15 protein-coding genes and 1 pseudogene are annotated in these 20,482 nt (G+C 41.5%); 5 read left to right on the top strand and 11 right to left on the bottom strand.

The features are described 5' to 3' along the window. Nucleotides 1-35: 35 nt before the first annotated feature. From namA to AC1F2U_RS07170, 7 genes and pseudogenes are all read right to left on the bottom strand, one after another. A complete protein-coding gene (gene namA, locus AC1F2U_RS07200; protein ID WP_480260482.1) occupies nucleotides 36-1,103 on the bottom strand; it encodes an NADPH dehydrogenase NamA in 1,068 nt (355 codons plus the stop codon). A 351-nt stretch (nucleotides 1,104-1,454) separates the two neighbouring features. Continuing rightward, nucleotides 1,455-1,661: a hypothetical protein gene (locus AC1F2U_RS07195; RefSeq protein WP_480260481.1), complete on the bottom strand. Its 207-nt coding sequence runs from the start codon at nucleotides 1,659-1,661 to the stop codon at nucleotides 1,455-1,457. Between the two features lie 121 nt (nucleotides 1,662-1,782). Further along, a complete protein-coding gene (locus tag AC1F2U_RS07190) occupies nucleotides 1,783-1,935 on the bottom strand; it encodes a hypothetical protein (RefSeq protein WP_480260480.1) in 153 nt (50 codons plus the stop codon). Nucleotides 1,936-2,149: 214 nt separating this feature from the next. After that, nucleotides 2,150-2,311, bottom strand: a pseudogene (locus AC1F2U_RS07185) (pyridine nucleotide-disulfide oxidoreductase); the annotation flags it as partial. 593 nt (nucleotides 2,312-2,904) lie between these two features. Beyond that, on the bottom strand, nucleotides 2,905-4,086 hold the full coding sequence (locus AC1F2U_RS07180; RefSeq protein WP_480260479.1) for a hypothetical protein: 1,182 nt from the start codon (nucleotides 4,084-4,086) through the stop codon (nucleotides 2,905-2,907). Nucleotides 4,087-4,361: 275 nt separating this feature from the next. After that, nucleotides 4,362-4,610 (bottom strand): helix-turn-helix domain-containing protein, encoded by a 249-nt coding sequence (locus tag AC1F2U_RS07175; protein ID WP_480260478.1) that lies wholly within the window; start codon nucleotides 4,608-4,610, stop codon nucleotides 4,362-4,364. A gap of 429 nt (nucleotides 4,611-5,039) precedes the next feature. After that, nucleotides 5,040-5,963: a shikimate dehydrogenase gene (locus AC1F2U_RS07170; RefSeq protein ID WP_480260477.1), complete on the bottom strand. Its 924-nt coding sequence runs from the start codon at nucleotides 5,961-5,963 to the stop codon at nucleotides 5,040-5,042. Nucleotides 5,964-6,151: 188 nt separating this feature from the next. On the opposite strand from AC1F2U_RS07170, the gene AC1F2U_RS07165 reads away from it, so the two are divergent. Further along, the gene (locus AC1F2U_RS07165; protein WP_480260476.1) at nucleotides 6,152-7,084 is read left to right on the top strand and encodes an alpha/beta fold hydrolase; all 933 of its coding nucleotides are present in this window, start codon (nucleotides 6,152-6,154) and stop codon (nucleotides 7,082-7,084) included. A gap of 60 nt (nucleotides 7,085-7,144) precedes the next feature. On the opposite strand, the gene AC1F2U_RS07160 is transcribed toward AC1F2U_RS07165, so the two are convergent. Then, complete coding sequence (locus tag AC1F2U_RS07160; RefSeq protein ID WP_480260475.1) at nucleotides 7,145-7,864, bottom strand: hypothetical protein; 720 nt, start codon at nucleotides 7,862-7,864, stop codon at nucleotides 7,145-7,147. Nucleotides 7,865-8,502: 638 nt separating this feature from the next. Then, nucleotides 8,503-9,459, bottom strand: coding sequence for an aldo/keto reductase (locus AC1F2U_RS07155; protein WP_480260474.1), 957 nt, complete (start codon nucleotides 9,457-9,459; stop codon nucleotides 8,503-8,505). A gap of 79 nt (nucleotides 9,460-9,538) precedes the next feature. On the opposite strand from AC1F2U_RS07155, the gene AC1F2U_RS07150 reads away from it, so the two are divergent. Further along, nucleotides 9,539-10,138: a DUF1802 family protein gene (locus tag AC1F2U_RS07150; RefSeq protein WP_480260473.1), complete on the top strand. Its 600-nt coding sequence runs from the start codon at nucleotides 9,539-9,541 to the stop codon at nucleotides 10,136-10,138. 438 nt (nucleotides 10,139-10,576) lie between these two features. Continuing rightward, nucleotides 10,577-10,840, top strand: a complete 264-nt coding sequence (locus tag AC1F2U_RS07145) for a hypothetical protein (RefSeq protein WP_292785151.1) — start codon at nucleotides 10,577-10,579, stop codon at nucleotides 10,838-10,840. A gap of 68 nt (nucleotides 10,841-10,908) precedes the next feature. On the opposite strand, the gene ggt is transcribed toward AC1F2U_RS07145, so the two are convergent. Beyond that, nucleotides 10,909-12,672, bottom strand: coding sequence for a gamma-glutamyltransferase (gene ggt, locus AC1F2U_RS07140; protein WP_480260472.1), 1,764 nt, complete (start codon nucleotides 12,670-12,672; stop codon nucleotides 10,909-10,911). A gap of 584 nt (nucleotides 12,673-13,256) precedes the next feature. Here ggt and AC1F2U_RS07135 point away from each other — a divergent pair. Further along, nucleotides 13,257-16,223 carry a beta strand repeat-containing protein gene (locus tag AC1F2U_RS07135; RefSeq protein ID WP_480260471.1) on the top strand — a complete coding sequence of 989 codons (2,967 nt, stop codon included), beginning with the start codon at nucleotides 13,257-13,259 and terminating at the stop codon, nucleotides 16,221-16,223. Nucleotides 16,224-16,394: 171 nt separating this feature from the next. Beyond that, entirely contained in the window at nucleotides 16,395-19,346 is a 2,952-nt protein-coding gene (locus tag AC1F2U_RS07130) for a beta strand repeat-containing protein (RefSeq protein ID WP_480260470.1), read from the top strand. Nucleotides 19,347-19,576: 230 nt separating this feature from the next. Here the strand turns inward: AC1F2U_RS07130 and AC1F2U_RS07125 are convergent, their stop codons facing one another. Then, complete coding sequence (locus tag AC1F2U_RS07125) at nucleotides 19,577-20,479, bottom strand: glycine betaine ABC transporter substrate-binding protein (RefSeq protein WP_480260469.1); 903 nt, start codon at nucleotides 20,477-20,479, stop codon at nucleotides 19,577-19,579. Nucleotides 20,480-20,482 lie beyond the last annotated feature (3 nt).

Genomic DNA, 20,482 nt, shown 5'->3' with positions numbered 1-20,482 from the left:
GTCACCAATCTACAGAGCATGGGAACGAGGATAGCTTACAGCCAAGCGCGATCGTATTGAACAGGCCAGAGTTTATCGTGTCCCAGTTGTTTGGCTGCCAGATGCGGCCAGTAAGGATTGCGGAGTAGTTCGCGTCCTAACAGGACTATATCAGCGACTTCTGTACGAATAATCTCGTCAGCTTGTTCAGGGGATGTAATTAAACCCACGGCTCCTGTATGAATATTAGCTTCGCGGCGGATGCGTTCGGCAAACTGAGTTTGATAACCAGGTTTAATTGGGATATGAACGCCCGGTATGATACCGCCTGATGAATTGTCGATCAGATCGACTCCTAGAGACTTGAGTTTGTCGCTTAAAGCAATACTTTGCTCAATGTCCCAGCCATTGTCTACCCAATCGGTGGCCGAAATGCGTACCCAGAGTGGATGTGTTTGAGGCCAAACCTCTCGGACTGCTTGAACTACTTCTCTGAGCAGACGAGTCCGGTTTTCAAAGCTGCCACCATAATCATCTTGGCGGTGGTTAGAAAGGGGTGAAAGAAATTGGTGCAGTAGATAACCGTGGGCAGCATGGATTTCCACTACCTTAAAACCAGCTTGGAGAGAACGTTTGGCTGCTTGAACAAAGGCGTCAATAATTTCTTGAATTCCCTCAATATTTAAGGCTTCTGGAACTGGGCTATCTTCGCTAAAAGCGATCGCACTACTCGAAACTAAGGGACGCCAACCTTCCTGAGATTCATCTAGTGCTTTCCCTCCCTTACTCGGTTTGGCAGTGCTGGCCTTTCTACCTGCATGAGCAAGTTGAATACCTGCAACAGCGCCAAAGTTATGGATCAATGCCACAGTCTTGGCTAAAGTTTCGATGTGTGAATCCGACCAAATTCCCAAATCTTGCGGGCTAATGCGTCCACGCGGCTCTACAGCTGCCGCCTCTGTGAACACTATACCTGCACCGCCAACTGCGCGAGAAGCTAGATGAATAACGTGCCAATCATTAGCATATCCATTTGTACTGGAATATTGACACATCGGTGAAACGGCGATGCGGTTGCGAAAAACAACTTCACGAATCTTGAATGGTTCAAATAGATGTGCCATTAATCTTGATTCCTTCTCTTGCTACGTAAAATAAATTGGGGAGGGATTTGCAGCATGAATTCGATTTTGCATTAATTAAATAGAGAAGTCAAAATTCAGAATGCAATCAGTGGGAAATTTAGACCCACCACTTGATAGTTTCCCAGCAAATTTTGAATTTGCTAGGAGACTTAAACCCTTACTCTCAGAGCCGAATTTACCGCCGTAGATATCGCAGTAGTTCTTGCGTAGGGCAGTATTCCTCCAGCCAACGCTCTCTAAAAGACGCGCTTGCTAGCTTGCAACTTTTACAGAGTACGCGGACTCGCTACCGCTACGCTATCCTGCCTTACGCAAGAACTACCTCTTTTGTTAAATATTTTTTGAATGACTAGAGTCATCATAGAGATTTGGATAAATAGGCCGATCGTCAGGCTTTTGAGACTGCAATTCCCAGATATCGCGTTTTTCTAGCTCTCGATCCACTAATAACTGTAGATGGTCTGGTAATTTAGTTGTTTGCCAAATTGACCAAATTTCTTCACCAAATAATTCTTTTTCAAATTTTCCAGAAAACATGATTTGACCTCCACGAATGTTCAAGTTTAAGTTTAGTAACTCCTAATTTCGGAAAGACGAAGTAACAAAATTGTCATTCTTCATTCTTTCGCTATCTTTAAAATACAGGTACTATTCGCCCTTAATACTGCTTGTTAAGAAAATCTCTAACTTGTGCATATTTAAGTAACTTTTCATTACGGATATTGTCGATGGTATCGCGTCCTGTGAGGGCAATAATCTGTTGAAAAAAGGCGAGCGGATGAGCGCGATCGCTACCAATTTGTCTACTCAAAATTAAATACAAATCCAGGGTTAGAAATCAGCAAAGTTGCTTGACTAACAGCTTACAGAATAAACTTTTTGCATAAATCAAATGTCCTCACCCTCAATCTCTCTCCCAAGCTGGGGAAATTACCTATCAAGCCCATAGAATCATGAGCTTCTTATAGCGCGACGATTAGGACGCCCTTCGTCATCTACGAGACAACCAGTCGCAGAGGGTGCTGTGTACCGCAGTAGCCTTTATCTACGAGTATCACTCTTACCCCTTGAGCAGCATTCCAAGTTGCCCAAGTTGCTGATGGGCCACCGCTTATGACTAGAACATCAGTCTCTAAATTCAGTTGCGAAGTCGAACTATTGCCTGACTCAGATTGATATGTATTCACGATTACATCTCCTAAAAAGTTTACTTGGCACTAAATTTTGAGTTTATTGGCTAATCCACCTAATTTTTTGACAAAGTACGATAAGCACATCAATTTACCGTATTATACAGTTATGAGATTTACATAGATTCTGCTAAAAAACAAGAGGTTATTAAAATTTGTTGATATTACCTTGAATAAAATGCAGCCTGTGGCGAAAACTTTCTCAAAAAAATAAAGGACAAGAACTATACTTGTCCTCAATGGTTAAAATAATATATCCTGCATCGAATAAGAGTTAGATGAGACAGGGCAAAACTTTTAGCTTAACAAGCTTGCTATGCATATTATAGTTAATATACAAAGTACGTATTAGACTTTGGATAAAAAAGTAACTTGTTGGCGTAAACTCCACGCGAACAAAACTAACAATTAATCTTGCTTATAGTTCAATCCGCTTGGGTTAAGGGTTATTGGTGTAGATAATTGGTTTTTCAAGACGCGATAAATCGCGTCTCTACATCCGGGTTTTGGGTTTATCTGAACTATATTGGCTGACAGTTTTCTGCAACAAAGAATTGAGTAACGAGATTCTCTACAATCTAGTTGCTCAATTAAAACTTAACGAAATAAGTATTTGTTGGTAATGTTTGGGCAGTTCCTACATTTGTAGCCAAGTCATTTATTTTATTATTTGTTTTGATTACTGCAAACTTATCAGTAAATAGCAATACTTCACCATTTCCCGGTGTTACCCAAGCGTGGCGAGTCATTAGGTTTTTGGAGACAACTAAAAAAGATGCATCTCCACGGTAAGCTGAGATGGGTTTACCCATGAAGGTTTGATTATCTCTATTGGCGATCGCATAAGCAGCAGAAGAACCCACAAAAATTTTACTGCCATCTGAGTAAATAGTTTTAGGGAAATTGCTAGCGCCGTCTCCCATCCCCGCAGTTGTAGGCCTTCTTGGAACACTTAGCTGTCCACGCTCGACAGTAAAATTAGTCAGATTAACAGTCCCTATATAAACCTTTGTCTCATCACGGGTTTGTGCAGCATTGGTATAGGTGTCTGTGGTGATCAAAGTCTTTGTTAATAAGTCTTTGCCATTCCACCTGTAGATTGAGTTTCCCCCATAAACTGAACCGAGGACATAAAGCTTGTCTTCAAAAATATGTAATCGGTTAAGTCTTGTATCTGCCATATCGTTAGCAAGAGTGGCAGAATTGTAGCCCCAAAGCTTGCCTTGGTTATTTCCTGCTGAATTTGCCAAAGCAAATATTTTCGCTCCGTCGAAAACCATCCGGTAAAGAAAAGCTATCTGGACGGGAATACCTAACCTCTTTTGTTGCTGATAGCCACTAGTGTAGAGATACCCGTTTTTATACTCAAAATCCATTACCTCAGTTACGCCATAGCTTTGTTTGGCTTTAAAGTTGAGGTTTTTGTCATAAATTGATAGAGTATTTGCAGATTGGTAAATAATCCAATTTTGCAAAAATTTTACCCGTGTCTTTGAATTAGCTGTATTGCTAACTATTTTTTGCCTAGTTCCGTCAGTTTTGATTTTTACTAGTCCTGTTGGAACAGCTAAGACATAAGTTTTGCCGTCAATTGCTACAATGTCACGAGCATCATAATTAGAGTTTGGGATTAGTTTTTTCGTCCCATTACTTTCTACTTCCCATACACCCTCAGTATTGATGACCGCAACTTTGCTGCCGTTAGTGCAAGCTGCTCTTGGCGAAGAGATATTAAGATATGTAGCTAAAGCGGGGGTAGAGTAATCAAACATTGTACAGTTCAGATAAAGTGGACTGAAAAATATTGGCGCTCAATTAAGAAAAAGATTTTGCGAGTTTTTGCGCGTTTTTAACCTAAACTCGTCTTCAAAAGTGCAGAAAATATCGGCTACAGTAAACTCAAACTCAAAGGTTGAGTAATCCGCAAAATATGCATATCTGCAAACATCGGTAAAATTAGAATTTGAGTTGTTTATGGTTATGTCGTAGCGATAACCTGTTAATTGGGGGAAAGTAACTTCAATTAATTTGCCTCTCAGGCTGCTTTCTAATTCGACAAATACTTCACGGACACTTTCTGCCCTAGTTCACCTATCTTCTTTAACATCCCCTCAATCTTTTGCATAGCTAGAGATGAAGGCTTGGCATGTCCTTTTTCCCAACGGTTTACCGTCGAATAATTTATATCTAAAGATGCTGCAAACTGTTCTTGGGTAAGACCAGTTATGCCACGAAGTTCACGGATGAGCTTTCTAACTTCCGGTTGCTTGATTAGCAAAGGTTTCTTAATAGTCATTTAGCTAAGAACGCACCTGTTAATCTGGCGAGTTATATGTATTCCGCTACATCCTATTAGGGCTAATGCTGAATTGATAGGCGAAAATATACTAGATTTTTTATACTTTCTTGATTTGCTAACCAAGTAATTACACGTGCGTAGATACGGTATTTCCTAATGAAACTTTCAAGGAATCAATTACGCAACGAAATAAGCATCCTGTTGTCAAGAAGCAGTTAAAATTAATATCTGATAAATAAAAAGTAAATAAAAAGCCGCGTAAATGTTCTGATATCATGTCCGCTTGATTACTTATTAAACCCGAAGAACCCCACCCCGCCAAAGCTACGCTTCGTCTCCCCTCCTCGCAAGCGGGGAGGGGAATAAGGGGTGGGGGGTGGGGTGCAATGACTGTGGTCAGGGACTTCCAAGAAAGCTATAGAAGTTTCATTTCCCCAAACCCAGGTGATTTTGTAATGCTTGGCGCATCACTTCTACAGGCAAATTTTCCTGCTGCAACCAGATTTTTAATGCTGCTACCCCTTGTTGAACTAGCATTTCTAATCCATCGATCGCAATTGCGCCTTGTTTTTCAGCTTGCTGGAGAAATTGCGTTGGTTTAGGAATATATATTAAATCGTAAGCGATCGCACCCATTGGTAAATTTGCGATTTCTTCTACACTCAAAGGCGATTCATCAACTTTGGGATACATTCCAATCGGAGTTGTATTTACTAGCAGATTTGCTTGAGGAATTAGTTTTGGTAATTTCTCCCATTGATGAACCTGGAATTTCTCAGCTAGGGATGAATTGCTCCAACTATTGCGGAATTCTTCTAATCTCTGCATATTGCGCCCAACAACATGAATTTGGGCAAAACCTAACTGAGTACAACCTGCGACAACTGCTCTAGCTGCACCACCATTGCCTAAAATTACCGCTACTTTCTGACTCCAATCTTGTTTATATGTTGTCTGCAAAGGGGCAATAAATCCTTCTATATCTGTATTTGTGCCTACCCATTTGTTATTTTGGCGGCTAACAGTATTCACGGCCCCAATAGTTTGAGCCAGGGGTGTAATTTCTGAGAGTAGGGGAATGATTGCTTGTTTGTGAGGTATTGTCACACTAAAGCCAACAACCCCAACAGCCGCGAAACCTGCGATCGCCACCTCTAAATTCTGTGGTTCAATCGGAAAAGGTAGATAAATGTAATCTAATCCTAATTGTGCGATGTCTTCTCTACGAGAGGCTTCGCCAACGACGAGCTGCGCTAACGCTGCATTATGCATCACTGGCGACAGCGAATGCTCCACCGGATGCCCAATTACCCCTAGTAGCTTAGTTTTACCTGTAATTTCTTTTGTCATTAGTCATTAGTTACTTGTACTGAGTTTCGACTGCACGGAAATCGAGCGAAGTCGAGATTCAACTACCGCATAGTCGTTGGCACGGCCTCTCCAAAAGTTGTATTTGTCATTTATCCCCACTCCTCCCCTGCCCCCCTGCTCCTTACCTAGCTACAATTATTAAAAGCTCCTTAACATTTCTTTAAATCATGCAGGCAACTACAGCCTCCTCTACAACTCCAATTCCTGGCAAATATTGGCAGTGGCGCGGGCACAACGTTTACTACGTGCGTGCGGGAGAGAAACAAACCCAACGTCCGCCCTTGCTTTTGGTACATGGATTTGGTGCTTCCACAGACCACTGGCGCAAGAATATCACAGGATTGTGTCAAGATTTTGAAGTATTTGCGATCGACCTTTTGGGATTCGGGCGATCGGCAAAACCAAAATTGCAGTATAGTGGCGACTTGTGGCGCGACCAACTCCATGATTTTATCAGCGAAGTGATTGGTCAAAAAGCAGTATTAGCCGGTAATTCTCTTGGTGGTTATGCTTGCTTATGTGTTGCAGCCCAACGTCCTGACAGTGCGGCTGGATTAGTGTTGCTCAATAGTGCCGGGCCTTTTAGCGAAAGCCAGGCGACATCTGAACCGGAAGCTTTGCAAAGCGAAATTCAGCCACCCAAAAAACCCTCTTCTTTAGAGAAACTTCTGGGTGACTCAGTTAAATGGATGTTTCAACAACCTTTAGCTCAGTTTCTGTTATTTCAATACGTGCGACAACGTTGGGTAATTCGCCAAACTTTAGAAAAGGTATATCTTGATAAAAGTGCAATTACAGACCAATTAGTAGAAGAAATTTCTCGTCCTGCTTTTGATGCGGGTGCGTTGGATGTATTTGTTTCAGTTTTTAGCAGTCCTCAAGGGGAAAAAGTTGATGTACTACTAAAGCAATTAACTTGTCCTTTATTGATGTTGTGGGGAGAAGCCGATCCTTGGATGAATACTAGAGAACGTTCTCCAAAGTTTCGTCAATATTGTCCTGGATTGACAGAGTATTTCTTAACAGCAGGTCATTGTCCTCACGATGAAATACCCGATAGAGTAAATCAAATTTTACGCGATTGGGTTTTGTCTAAGTAATTAAGCATGAATAATTAAAGGTTTGTAGTAAGCGGCTTCAGCTGCTTACTACGAATAAACTTATTTAAAAACGTAAGATTTAATTTCTTGCTCTATTTGGTCACTAATAATCTCAGTTCCCATACCGATTTTATCGAGGTTAACCCTCACAAAATTTGTTTTGTCTTCTTTTGTAAACTTTTTATTATTATCTGAGTCTTTAAGAATTTTTAGAAAAATGGCATTTTGACCTGGAACAACAACCCAACTGATGATTCGTGTATTATTTGGGGTAATTTGCTGGAGGTTCTTACCTGATAAATCAGAAAGATAGCCAATAGTAGCATCTTCGCTATTAAGTTTTTTATCTATATTTGTATCTTGGTCAATGATTTTATATAACCAAACTCTTGTCGTGAGCTTATTTGCCGTTTTTACTTCCAATAAATCGAAGGAAGCGATAATGGCTTTTTTATTTAATAAAAGATGAGCTTCACCATCTTGCTTTTGATAAAAGATGATGTTATACAATTGATTATTTCTTTCTTTTTCATAAGAACGTGAAAGGTTTAAATCAACTCCTTTATCTTCATTCTGCTCTGCAAGACTAACAGGAATCATCAGATAATCTGATTGTTCTTTAATAATTAAATCGCCATAGATAAGATTTTGTTGTGGCTTCGGTTTTTCAGTTCCTTTTGCCTGTTCTGCATTTTTACTAACAGAAGATTTACAGGAAAAAGAAAGGGCAGCTACAATCATAGCTGTAGTAATCTTATTTAAAAAGCGATAATTTCTCATCAAATTTTCCTTGCAGGATATGTTGCTGTCTTATTTTATTCGCTGCTGGAAAATTAGCTAGAGTCCAATACGCTTCAATTGAGTTCAGCTAAGACTAAAAATTATACTGATGTAGGTTGGATTTCGTTTCTCAACCCAACAAAGCCCCACCGATAATCCCTGCCATACTGAGAAAATCATATTACAATAAAATGCCAAAAACCTGGTCAAGGTTGACCAGGTTTTATCGAGTTTACAGGTTTCAAATTTTAAACTAATTAACTAACTGAAGGTTAATAACTAGGGTGGACTAAAAAACTAACAAACTCAGCATTCTTGCGTTTTTCCGCTTTAGGATTTGGCTTTGCCTTCTACATTAGGCTTTTTGCCACTTCTATTACATTTGATATGCTGAAATTTGCTTGGGCTGATGACAAGGGGACACTAAGTCATTACCCTTTTTGTTTAGGTTTTATTTTGTTTGGTGTCCTACTATCTAACTTATCACTTAATTTGTGAGTTGCAACCCTTGGTTTACGAAAGTTGACGTTTTGTTAGATTTTGCAATCTAGAGCCATAAATTTGATCCCCAGCCCTCTTGTGAAGAAAGTTATAGGGATCTTGGCTAGATTAAGCATAGCAACCAAACTGCATTGTCATCAATTCCACATAATCTGATTGTCATCCAGATGGTCGGTGACAATACGGCCAATGGCATCAATTTCTGCCAATTCGGCGGTAGAAAGCTTGATTTGGGCGGCTAATGCATTGTCTCGTGCTTGTTCGGGATAACGCCCTCCAGCGATCGCATTTGTTTGAGGTTGGGCAATTAACCAGGCTAAAGCTAACTGAGCAAGGGTACAATTATGAAGAAGGGCTATAGGACGCAGTTTTTCTAGCGCTTGTTGGGCACGTTCAAAGTTCTCGCCTTGAAACAGTTTATTTCTAGCACGGTTATCTGTTGGGTCAAATTTATGACCGAGAGCAAATCTTCCCGTTAACAACCCCTGTGCTAAAGGCGAATAAGCAAGGATAGAAATATTGTTTTCGATACAATAGGGCAATGCATCTTGTTCTACCTGTCTCCAGAATAAAGAATAGGGTGGTTGTAAACTATCAATACGTCCATAACTTGCTGCTTCTGCTAACTGGGCGTGAGAAAAGTTGGAAACACCGATCGCTCGAATTTTACCTTGCTCTTTGAGCAGGTTAAGAGCTTTCATAGTTTCTTCGATAGGTACTATTTCACTATTGAAAGCACCGGAGGGCCAATGTATTTGGTAAAGATCGATGTAATCAGTTTTCAGGTTAGTTAAGGAGCGATCGCAAGCTTCAATCACTTGTTCATACTTTAGATGGTTAGCAAAAACTTTCGTGGCATATTCCACGCGAGTTCGCACATCAGATAAAGCTTCAGCAACAATTCGCTCAGAGTGTCCTTCACCATAAGCTTCAGCAGTATCAATTGTCGTGATGCCAGCTTCATAAGCGGCTCGAATAGTTTTAATCGAGTCAGCATCCTCAATTCCCACCCACATTCTTTTACCAGCTTGCCAAGTTCCCATCAGAATGGGTGTGATTTTGACTTCACTTGTACCTAGCGATCGCTTTTCCATAACTGCTTCCTAATTCATTTCCTTGGACAGGTTCATACTTTATCAGTCTTAGCTTTAAATTAAATCAGAGTTACTGTAGATGCCGATGGAATTGACTACAACTTTTCATGCTCTCAAAGAATGGGCAGTTGCCATAAATGCCTTGGAAAGTGGCAATACAATTATGTTGCTCCGCAAAGGCGGTATCCACGAACGAAATGGACATTTCCAAGTTGCTCAAAAGCAAATTCTGCTTTATCCTACTTATGAACATCAACAAGCTTTCATGCTGAAAGCTGAATATGCGAATAATGTCTATCCAGTAACATCAGGCTGGCATCCTGAAACAGTTCGCATTGGTAGTTGGGCTGAAATTACAGATATTTTGCCCTGTAGTGACGAATCTATTGTCAACAACTTACTTCCCTTCCATATTTGGAACGAGCATTTTATTAGCGATCGCCTCAAATGGAAAGCACGTCAGCCCCTTTATATTCTCCTCCTACGGACATATAAACTACCGCAAGAGCAAGAAATCCCCTATTACGCCAAATACGCTGGCTGCAAGTCATGGATTGATTTAGATCGAGAAATTCAGTTGCAAACAGCAGAACCAGTTTTATCTAACTTTGCATACAGCCAACTAGTAGAGACAATTCGCGAGATTGTCGGCGATAAGTTGTATGCTCCATCCTTCTAATAACCCAACTTGTTGCCCAAATCCCCGACTTCTTTAAAAAGTCGGGGATTTAAATTTAGCTTATAGATAAGAGTGTTTAATCAACGAAACTTTATAACTAACTTCTAGAATCTGCGCTTATATATCTCAGCAGAAAAACAAATAGTCTAATTCCGAGCCTCAGCCAAAATAGTAGTGATTGTTACACACGATCGCAAAAAACGCGGATAACATGAGAAAAATCTCACCCAATAAACAAGGTGAGCCAAGGCTGTTTATCTTTATGTCCCGTTAGCAGCTGTCTTCCAGGCTATGAGTTATTAAGCAATTATCTCGCAGTGGATAGAACTTAATTACATTTTGTCTAAAGTATTAGGCAAAAATTATCCCCAAGGGTGATAATTAGCTTGACAAAGATCAGCTATTATGCATTATTAGCTAAAAGCAAAGGAGTTTGCAATGCATCGACAAATGTGCTGGTTATCTAAGTCTGGTGGTGATGGAGAGAAAATTTTGTATTTGCAGACAGAACCTAATCAACCTTGGCGTCCTTACACAGCTTTTGGACATTTTGCAGTCCCAGATTATCAAATACCAGGTGGCTCTAAAGGCTGGGCAACTTATCAAAAACTTTTGAAAGCAGGTTGGACACTAGTACCTAGCGCACGCGCAAACGAGTTTGGCAGCAGCAGCTACGCAGAGTCAACAATCCAAAATCAATAGTCATTTATCATTTGTCATTTGTCATTTGTCATTTGTCATTAGTTATTTTTTGCGTCCCCGCGTCTTCCTCATAAACCTCTGGGGGAACCTTCGCCGCGAGGATCGGCAGCTCCTTCTAAAATTCCATCAGATGTAACAGCGATCGCGTTACCATTACCCCAAGGAGTAGTTTCCTTAATTTTGTGCCCCCGACGGCGTAAGTCTTGCAAAGTCAAAGCATCCAAGCCCCAGGATTCAACGCGTAACTCATCTGGCAGCCATTGATGATGTATGCGTGGAACAGAAATAGCCGCACCAACATCCATGTTGTATTCCAGCACATTCAGGATTACTTGCAAAACCTGGGTGATGATGGTGCTACCACCAGGCGCACCCACTGCCATCCGAAAATGACCATTTTCTGTGACAATTGTGGGAGTCATGCTGGATAGGGGAGTTTTGCGGGGTGCAATGCTGTTGGCATCATTACCAACCAAACCAAAAGCATTAGGCACTCCTGGCGCAGCGGCAAAATCATCCATCTCATTGTTGAGAATAATTCCAGTTCCCGGTGTCACCACACCAGCACCAAAACTGAGATTAATGGTGAAAGTCAGACTGACGGCGTTATGTTCTTCATCCACAACATTCAGATGAGTGGTTTGGAGAGATTCATGCGGAAGACAAGAGGATGAAGGAAGACGCAGACATTTTGAATTTAAATCTCCTGGCTTGACTTCGGTGGAAGGTCGAGCCATTTGCATATTAATTTCTTGACGGCGTTTTTTGGCGTAAGCTGGACTGAGCAGTTCTTGTACGGGGACTTTGACAAAATCAGGATCGCCTAAATATTTTGAGCGATCGCTATAAGCAATCTTCATTGCTTCTACCATTAAATGTATCGCGTCTGGATGATGCCATCCCAAAGATTTTAGATCGGTGTCACCGATAATATTTAAAATCTGCAATAGGTGAACGCCTCCTGATGATGGTGGTGGCATTGAGCAGATTTTAGCTTTGCGGAAGTTGCCACAAACGGGAGTGCGCCAGATTGGTTTGTAGGCTTTCAGGTCTTCGAGAGAAATTAAACCACCATTTTTTACCATATCAGAAGCGATCGCACGAGCAATACTTCCGGTGTAAAAACTTTGGGGATTTTCGGTAATTGCTGTTAAAGTGCGTGCCAAATCGCGCTGCACCAGTTTTTCCCTTGGTTGATAAAATTCCCCATTGCGAGTGAAAATTTCTCGCGCTGCGGGATTCTTGAGAATTGCTTCCTGGCGCTGGTTGAGCCTTTCAGTTAGCGCATTGCCAAGAATAAAGCCATCTTTAGCGAGTGCGATCGCAGGTTTCATTACCTCTTGCCAAGAAAGCTTACCATAGCGACGATGTACTTCATAAAGTCCTGCTACCGTTCCTGGTGTCGCTACTGCCAAATAACCATTAATACTTGCATTCGGACGCACCTTTCCTGCTGCATCCAAATACATATTTCTTGTAGCTTTCAGGGGTGCGCGTTCGCGGAAATCTAGCGATTTCATGTCGCCAGTTTTCTCAGAGTGCATCAGCAAAAATCCGCCGCCGCCGATTCCCGCCGAAAAAGGCTCAACTACAGAAATTGCAAAGGTTGTGGCTACAGCTGCATCCACTGCATTACCCCCTTTGCGTAACATCAAAATTCCTGCTTCACTTGCTAGGGGATGGGCTGAAACCACCATTCCCTTCTTGCTGCGTAGGGGTAAAGTTAAAGCAGCTGATGCTACTTGGCTGTAAAGCAAGATGGTGAAAGAAAAGATGACGCTCGCAACTCGCTTGGGTTTAGCAACAGCAAGCTTTTTTATACCATTTCTCATAAAATCTTATACATATTTAGCATCTCGGTGTACTTAATTTATCAGATTTTGATTACCATTGTTTGCGTAGCTTGCCGCTGTAGGCATCGCTCTCCTACCCCCGCTTGAACGATTATAAATATGAAGAGTATGCAAAGATTTTTTGAAAAGATAGACATCTAAGTAAATATTCGATATTTAATTATTGTCAGGTTATTTTGATATTTCCTATTTTCCAGATAGAAATTCAAGGGCGATGCTTACCGTTGTAAGCATCGCTGACAACGAATGCATAAAGATTTCCTGTTTTATGCTGTCTTAAGTGTTCCCTATCTATTTTGAAGCTAGTAAGGCTTATGCGTTGACAAACCAACTAAATTTTGTACAGTGCTTAAGACTTAAATAGTCCTCAATACTCGGATAGTAATGTTTGCAAGCGAATTAAAGGGGAAATCTTTAATGAATAATTTGCGACTCTATCTAAAGACTGAATCAAGTATTCCGAAAGCTTCAACTTTTAGCACATTATTTGTGCGATCAAACAGCACTAACTCGATTATTGACAACTAAAGTTACTTCACAATCGATTCAGGTAGGAAAAACTTATGGCAATTATTATTGGAACCAGCGGTAACGACACCCTACAGGGCGCTTTAGATTACTACGATAACTACGACACCCTAACTGGTGGCGGTGGCAACGATATATTTTTTTACGGCGGCTCAAACTACATTCATACGATCGCCGATTTCGGTGGAGTAGGTAAAGGAACAAACCCAACAGCAGCAGTCATTGCCGAAGTGGATACCCTAAATTTCTACCTCTATAGTGGCTTCACTGCCCAAAACTTGCTCCTCACCCAGAATGGCACAAGTTTGTCAATCAGCTTTCAAGGGTATGGTAATACCGGATTTATCCTAGAAAACTTTGCCCTGTCCAACCTTGATAACCTCAGCAAATCCACTGGGGGCACTGTCGATTTGGGCAATATTCTGTTTTATGGGCAAACTACTATCACCGACAGCTTTGATGTCTTCGATGCCAACTTCACCCAAAGCACTGTCTTTAAAAAAAACACAGTCACCTTCCTAAACGACCTAGACAACAATGTTAGTGGATTTGACAATTCAAATGATGTCATCAATGGTCAAGGGGGTGATGACATTATTGAAGGCTTGAGTGGCAATGACATTTTGAGGGGTGGCAATGGCAATAATACCCTCAACGGTGGTGTTGGTGACGATACTTTGTATGCTGAATCCCCCTCAAGCAATAATCTGCTTAATGGTGGCAATGGCAATGATTTTCTGACAGCCTCTGGCAGCTACAAGTACTTCGCCTACTCACCAGGCTACGATAGTCGCTCTTTAGGCAATAATACCCTCAACGGTGGTGTTGGTGACGACTCTTTGGATGCTAGCGGTTCATTAGGCGATAACCTCTTAGATGGAGGCGACGGCAATGATTCTCTCTCCATCTCTGGAAGTGGAAGCAGTGGGGAGTATTCAGCGTCTATCTCTGGCTCAGATGGCGATAACACCCTCAACGGTGGTGCTGGTGATGATATCTTGAGTGCTAGTGGTTCATCAGGCAATAACCTGCTTTTTGGAGGCGATGGCAATGATTTTCTAGACATCTCTGGCTATTTTTACCAATTTTCTGATGTTTACTTCAACTCTGGCTCATCTGGTAAAAACCTCCTCTCTGCGGGCGATGGCAATGATACTCTAACAGCCTCTGGTGCCACTGGTAATAACACCCTTAATGGTGGGAATGGCGATGATAGCCTTACAGGCGGTGGTGGTAAGGATAGCCTCACAGGCGGCGGTGGTAAGGATAAATTTGTTTACAAAGGCTTAACCAACGACACGAATAATAGTGGTAGAATCACCGACGCGATTAATACTGGCACTACTACAATAGCCGATTTTACTGGAGTAGGTGAAGGAAGAAACCCCACAGCAGCAGTCATTGCCGAAGTGGATACTCTGATATTCCAGGACAATAGTGGCTTCACAGCCAAGAATTTGCTTCTCACCCAGAATGGCACAAGTTTGTCAATCAGCTTTCAAGGGTATGGTGATACCAGATTCATTCTGGAAAACTTTGCCCTGTCCAACCTGGATAACCTCAGCAAATCCACTGGGGCCACTGTCGATTTGGGCAATATTCTGTTTTATGGGCAAACTACTATCACCGACAGCTTTGATGTCTTCGATGCCAACTTCACCCAAAGCACTGTCTTTAAAAAAAATACAGTCACCTTCCTAAACGACCTAGACAACAATGTTAGTGGATTTGACAATTCAAATGATGTCATCAATGGTCAGGGCGGTAATGACATTATTGAAGGCTTAAGTGGCAATGACATTTTGAGGGGTGGCAATGGCAATAATACTCTCAACGGTGGCGATGGCAATGATACTCTCAATAGTGGCACCGGCAATAACACCCTCAATGGCGGGAATGGCAATGATTTTTTATATTTCTACTCCCTATCTACATTAGTGACTCAAACAGTAGACGGGGGAACAGGTAATGACAGCTTGTCTTTCAGTTATAGCAGTGCTACCACCGGAATTACTTCGACTTTCAATCCGACTACTAACACTGTAGTAATTTCGACGACACCGGACACAAGAGTGTTTAGCTACAAGAATATCGAACAATTAAATATCACGGGTACAGACTACGATGATTATCTTGTGGGAAGCAATGGTAATGATACGCTCCGCTCAGGCAATGGTAACGATACAATAGATGGCGGCGCTGGTGAAGATTTCTTAGATATTAGTCTTTCAACAGGGAATCACCTCCTCAATGGAGGCAATGGCAATGATTCTTTACAGGCCTTGATTTACTTTTACGACGAATTTGGAAATTCTGTTGACAATATCGTATCTGGCGATAACACCCTCAACGGTGGTGTTGGTAACGATACATTGAATGTTTACAATTCAAGAGGCAATAATCTATTAGATGGGGGCGATGGTAATGATTCTCTGATAGCCTATTATACCTCAGGTAATAACACCCTCAACGGTGGTGTTGGTGACGATACATTGGATGTTAGCAGTTCTTCAAGTGCCAACATATTAGATGGGGGCGATGGTAATGATTCCCTGATAGCCTCTGGTGCCATTGGTAATAACACCCTCAAAGGTGGCAATGGTGATGATACCCTTAGAGGTGGCTATGGCGATGCTATCATCATCGGTGGCAACGGTAACGATCGGCTCTTTGGAGAAGGTGGTACTGATACCTTTGCTTTCAGTAGTTTCGATGAAGGTCTCGATCTGATACGTGACTTCGGTGCCGTTAATGAACCAAATGAACTAATTCAGGTGTCGGCTGCTGGTTTTGGTGGCGGTTTATCAGCAGGTGTACTTCAGGCAAGTCAGTTTACACTTGGAGAATCTGCAACCACTACCAGCCAGCGATTTATTTATAACTCCACTACAGGTGCATTGTTCTTTGACTCTGATGGTAGTGCAGGCGCATTTACTCAGGTACAATTTGCCGGATTATCTCCTGGGTTGTCACTAACGAACAACAATTTTGTGGTTGTTTAATCGTTATTTGAGTTTCATCACTTAGCCGCAAAGGACAAAAATAATCTAAAGACTGAATAAGGTATGCTGAAAGCTTCAACTTTTGGCAGATTATTTGTGCGCTCAAACAGCACTAACTCGATTATTGACAACTAAAGTTACTCCAAAAATCGATTCAATCAGGAAAAACTTATGGCAATTATCATTGGAACCAACGGTAACGATACCCTACAGAGCGCTTCAAATTACAACGATGACACTCTAACTAGTGGCGAGAAGTACAACACCCTAACTGGTGGCGGTGGCAATGATATATTTCCTGACGGCAACTTAAACTTAATTAATACGATCGCCGATTTCGGTGGAGTAGGTAAAGGAACAAACCCAACAGCAGCAGTCATTGCCGAAGTGGATACCCTAAGTTTCCAGAAATCTAGTAGCTTCACTGCACAAAACTTGCTCCTCACCCAGAATGGCACAAGTTTGTCAATCAGCTTTCAAGGGTTTGATTTTTACAAATTTATCCTGGAAAACTTTGCCCTAGAAACCCTGGATAACTTAAGCTTATCCACTGGAGCCACTGTAGATTTGGGCAATATTCTGTTTTATGGGCAAACTACGATCGCCGACAGCTTTGATGTCTTCGATGCTAACTCCACTCAAAGCACTGTTTTTAGAAAAAACACAGTCACATTCTTAAACGACCTAGACAACAATGTTAGTGGATTTGACAATTCAAATGATGTCATCAATGGTCAAGGGGGTGATGACATTATTGAAGGCTTAAGTGGCAATGACATTTTGAGGGGTGGTGCAGGTAATAATACCCTCAACGGTGGTGTTGGTGATGATACTTTGGATGCTGACTTCCCCTCAGGCAATAATCGGCTTTTTGGTGGCGATGGCAATGATTCTCTGACAGCCTCTGGCAACTACAGCATCTTTCTCTATTCCGGCGGAAATTTCGATGATCGCTCTTTAGGCAATAATACCCTCAACGGTGGTGTTGGTGATGATACTTTAAATGCTAGTGGTTCATTTGGCGATAACCTTTTAGATGGTGGGGATGGCAATGATTCTCTCTCCATCTCTGGGAGTCAAAGTACTGGCGAGGCCAGATCGGATAACTCTCGTTCAGATGGCAATAACACCCTCAACGGTGGTGCTGGTGATGATACCTTAAGTGCTAGTGGTTCAAATGGCGATAACCTGCTTTTTGGAGGCGATGGCAATGATTTTCTTGATATCTCTGGCTATGCTTACAATGTTTTTGTCGACTACTTCGACTCTCGCTCATCTGGCAATAACCTCCTTTCTGGGGGTGATGGCAATGATACTCTAACCACTGGTAATAACACCCTCAACGGTGGTAAAGATAGCCTCACAGGCGGCGGTGGTAAGGATAAATTTGTTTACAAAGGCTTAAGCAACGACACGGCTAATCCTTACAGAGGCAACGACGCAATTAATACTGGCACTCATACGATCGCCGATTTTACTGGAGTAGGTAAAGGAACAAACCCCACAGCAGCAGTCATAGCCGAAGTGGATACTCTGATATTCCAGGACAACAGTGGCTTCACTGCCGACAATTTGCTTCTCACCCAGAATGGCACAAGTTTGTCAATCACCTTTCAAGGGTATGGTATCAGATTCATCCTGGAAAACTTTGCCCTAGAAAACTTGGATAACCTCAGCAAATCTACTGGAGCCACTGTAGATTTGGGTAATATTCTGTTTTATAGGCAAACTACTATCACTGACAGCTTTGATGTCTTCGATGCCAACTTCACCCAAAGCACTGTGTTTAAAAAAAACACAGTCACTTTCCTAAACGACCTAGACAACAATGTTAGTGGATTTGACAATTCAAATGATGTGATCAATGGTCAAGCAGGTGATGACATTATTGAAGGCTTAAGTGGCAATGACATTTTGAGGGGTGGCGATGGCAATGATACTCTCAATGGTGGCGATGGCAATGATACTCTCGATGGTGGCGATGGCAATAACACCGTCAATGGCGGGAATGGCGATGATTCTTTAAATTTCTACTCTTTATCTACGTTAGTGACTCAAACAGTAGACGGGGGAACAGGTAACGACACCTTGTCTTTGAGTTATAGCAGTGCTACCACCGGAATTACTTCGACTTTTGATGCGACTACTAACATTGGAGCAATTTCTTCAACGGCGGACACAACAGTGTTTAGCTACAAGAACATCGAACAATTAAATATCACAGGTACAAACTACAATGATTATCTTCTGGGAAGCAATGGTAATGATACGCTCCGTTCAGGCAATGGTAACGATACAATAGATGGCGGCGCTGGTGAAGATTTCTTGGATATTAGTTTTTCAAAAGGAAATCACCTCCTCAATGGAGGCGATGGCAATGATTCTTTACAGGCGTCGAGTCAAATTTACGGCGAATTCGGAAATTACGTTGGAAGTAGCGCCCTTGGCAATAACACCCTCAACGGTGGTGCTGGTAACGATACATTGAATGTTGAGAGTTCAGGAGACGATAATCTATTAGATGGGGGCGATGGTAATGATTTTCTCTATATCCCTTCTTTCACTACCTCTGGTAATAACACCCTCAACGGTGGTGTTGGTAACGATACATTAGGTGTTTACGGATCAACAGGCAATAATTTATTAGATGGGGGCGATGGTAATGATTCCCTGATAGCCTCTTATTCCTCAGGAAATAATAACACCTTCAAAGGTGGCAATGGTGATGATACCCTCAGAGGCGGTGAGGGCGATGCGATCATCATCGGTGGCAAGGGTAATGATAGGCTTTTTGGGGAACGTGGTACTGATACCTTTGCTTTCAATAGTTTCGATGAAGGTCTCGATTTGATACGTGACTTCGGTGCGATTGATGAACCTAATGAACTAATTCAGGTGTCGGCTGCTGGTTTTGGTGGCGGTTTATCAGCAGGTGTACTTCAGGCAAGTCAGTTTACACTTGGAGAATCTGCAACCACTAGCAGCCAGCGATTTATTTATAACTCCACTACAGGTGCATTGTTCTTTGACTCTGATGGTAGTGCAGGCGCATTTACTCAGGTACAATTTGCCGGATTATCTCCTGGGTTATCACTAACGAACAACAATTTTGTGGTTGTTTAATCGTTATCCTCTATTTGCATGGACAACAGTAGTACAATGTCTAAACTAGTTTTGAGGGTTTGTAGTAAGGACTTTAGTGCTTAAAGGATAAGGACTAAAGTCCTTACTACGAACTTACTTACCCATCAATTTAAACTTGGCAGACTAGTAGGGTGCGTTACGCTAACCCTTAAATTACGAATTACGAATTACGAATTACGAATTACGAATTACGAATTACGAATTACGAATTATTTTAATCCCTTCGATTTGCGAAACTCCTGGACAACATCTTTAATATCACGTAATTCCCCCTCAACTAAATAGTTTAACTGTCGCATTTCATCTGCCGAAATCTTTCCAGCGAGGGAAGCGATCGCTGTTCTTAATTCGGGATATTTTTTTAAGGTTTCTTGTCGGACAATTGGTACAGTTTCGTAAGGTGGAAAATAATGTTTATCATCTTTTAGTACAACTAAACCCAAACGAGAAATCTGTCCGTCAGTGGAATTACCCGCTACCATATCCACTTGTTTTTGAATCAAAGCACGATATATTAAACCCAAGTCCATAATTTGGGGAGCTTTTGCAAAACGTAAATCGTAAGTTTTAGCTAATCCTGGGAAACCATCTTCCCGTTCTAAGAATTCGTAGCCGAAACCACCACGCCACTGCGGTGTATATTGAGTAGCTTGGGAGAGAGTTTGAATATTGTTGCGTTTGGCATCTTCACCCCGAATAATCATCGCAAAAGTGTTTTCAAAACCCAAGCTAGGCATCACTTCCAGATTGAACTGCTGGGCATATATTTGTTTTATTATTTCGTAAACTTTTTTGGAGTTATTAACTGGTTTTTGCTTCAAAATTGCAGTCAAAGCTGTGCCTGTATACTCAATATAAGCATCAATTATCCCAGCCTTAATAGCGTTATGACAAACAAATGAACCACCTAAACGGGGACGACGAGCTACTTTTAAATTAGTTGTTGCCTCGATTTGCTGCGCTAACAATTCACCTAAAATATCTTGTTCGGTAAAATCTTTGGAAGCAACAACTATATTAGCATCGTTATTACTATTGATATTTCCCGTGCAGCCAGTAATGACCAGTAACAAAGCAAAAGTTAAAAAGCACAATGCCAAAAATCTTTTCATTAC

This window comes from Nostoc sp. LEGE 12454, from assembly GCF_056620565.1.
The sequence above is the reverse complement of the archived record's forward strand: the minus strand, read 5'-3'. Positions and strand labels throughout refer to the sequence as shown.

Coding starts and splice junctions, on each gene's coding strand:
- AC1F2U_RS07145 (WP_292785151.1), top strand. CDS start 10,577: ATGCATCGACAAATGTGCTGGTTATCTAAGTCTGGTGGTGATGGAGAG.
- AC1F2U_RS07160 (WP_480260475.1), bottom strand. CDS start 7,864: ATGAGAAATTATCGCTTTTTAAATAAGATTACTACAGCTATGATTGTA.
- AC1F2U_RS07130 (WP_480260470.1), top strand. CDS start 16,395: ATGGCAATTATCATTGGAACCAACGGTAACGATACCCTACAGAGCGCT.
- AC1F2U_RS07180 (WP_480260479.1), bottom strand. CDS start 4,086: ATGTTTGATTACTCTACCCCCGCTTTAGCTACATATCTTAATATCTCT.
- AC1F2U_RS07195 (WP_480260481.1), bottom strand. CDS start 1,661: ATGTTTTCTGGAAAATTTGAAAAAGAATTATTTGGTGAAGAAATTTGG.
- ggt (WP_480260472.1), bottom strand. CDS start 12,672: ATGAGAAATGGTATAAAAAAGCTTGCTGTTGCTAAACCCAAGCGAGTT.
- AC1F2U_RS07155 (WP_480260474.1), bottom strand. CDS start 9,459: ATGGAAAAGCGATCGCTAGGTACAAGTGAAGTCAAAATCACACCCATT.
- AC1F2U_RS07135 (WP_480260471.1), top strand. CDS start 13,257: ATGGCAATTATTATTGGAACCAGCGGTAACGACACCCTACAGGGCGCT.
- AC1F2U_RS07150 (WP_480260473.1), top strand. CDS start 9,539: ATGCCGATGGAATTGACTACAACTTTTCATGCTCTCAAAGAATGGGCA.
- AC1F2U_RS07165 (WP_480260476.1), top strand. CDS start 6,152: ATGCAGGCAACTACAGCCTCCTCTACAACTCCAATTCCTGGCAAATAT.
- AC1F2U_RS07175 (WP_480260478.1), bottom strand. CDS start 4,610: ATGACTATTAAGAAACCTTTGCTAATCAAGCAACCGGAAGTTAGAAAG.
- namA (WP_480260482.1), bottom strand. CDS start 1,103: ATGGCACATCTATTTGAACCATTCAAGATTCGTGAAGTTGTTTTTCGC.
- AC1F2U_RS07125 (WP_480260469.1), bottom strand. CDS start 20,479: ATGAAAAGATTTTTGGCATTGTGCTTTTTAACTTTTGCTTTGTTACTG.
- AC1F2U_RS07170 (WP_480260477.1), bottom strand. CDS start 5,963: ATGACAAAAGAAATTACAGGTAAAACTAAGCTACTAGGGGTAATTGGG.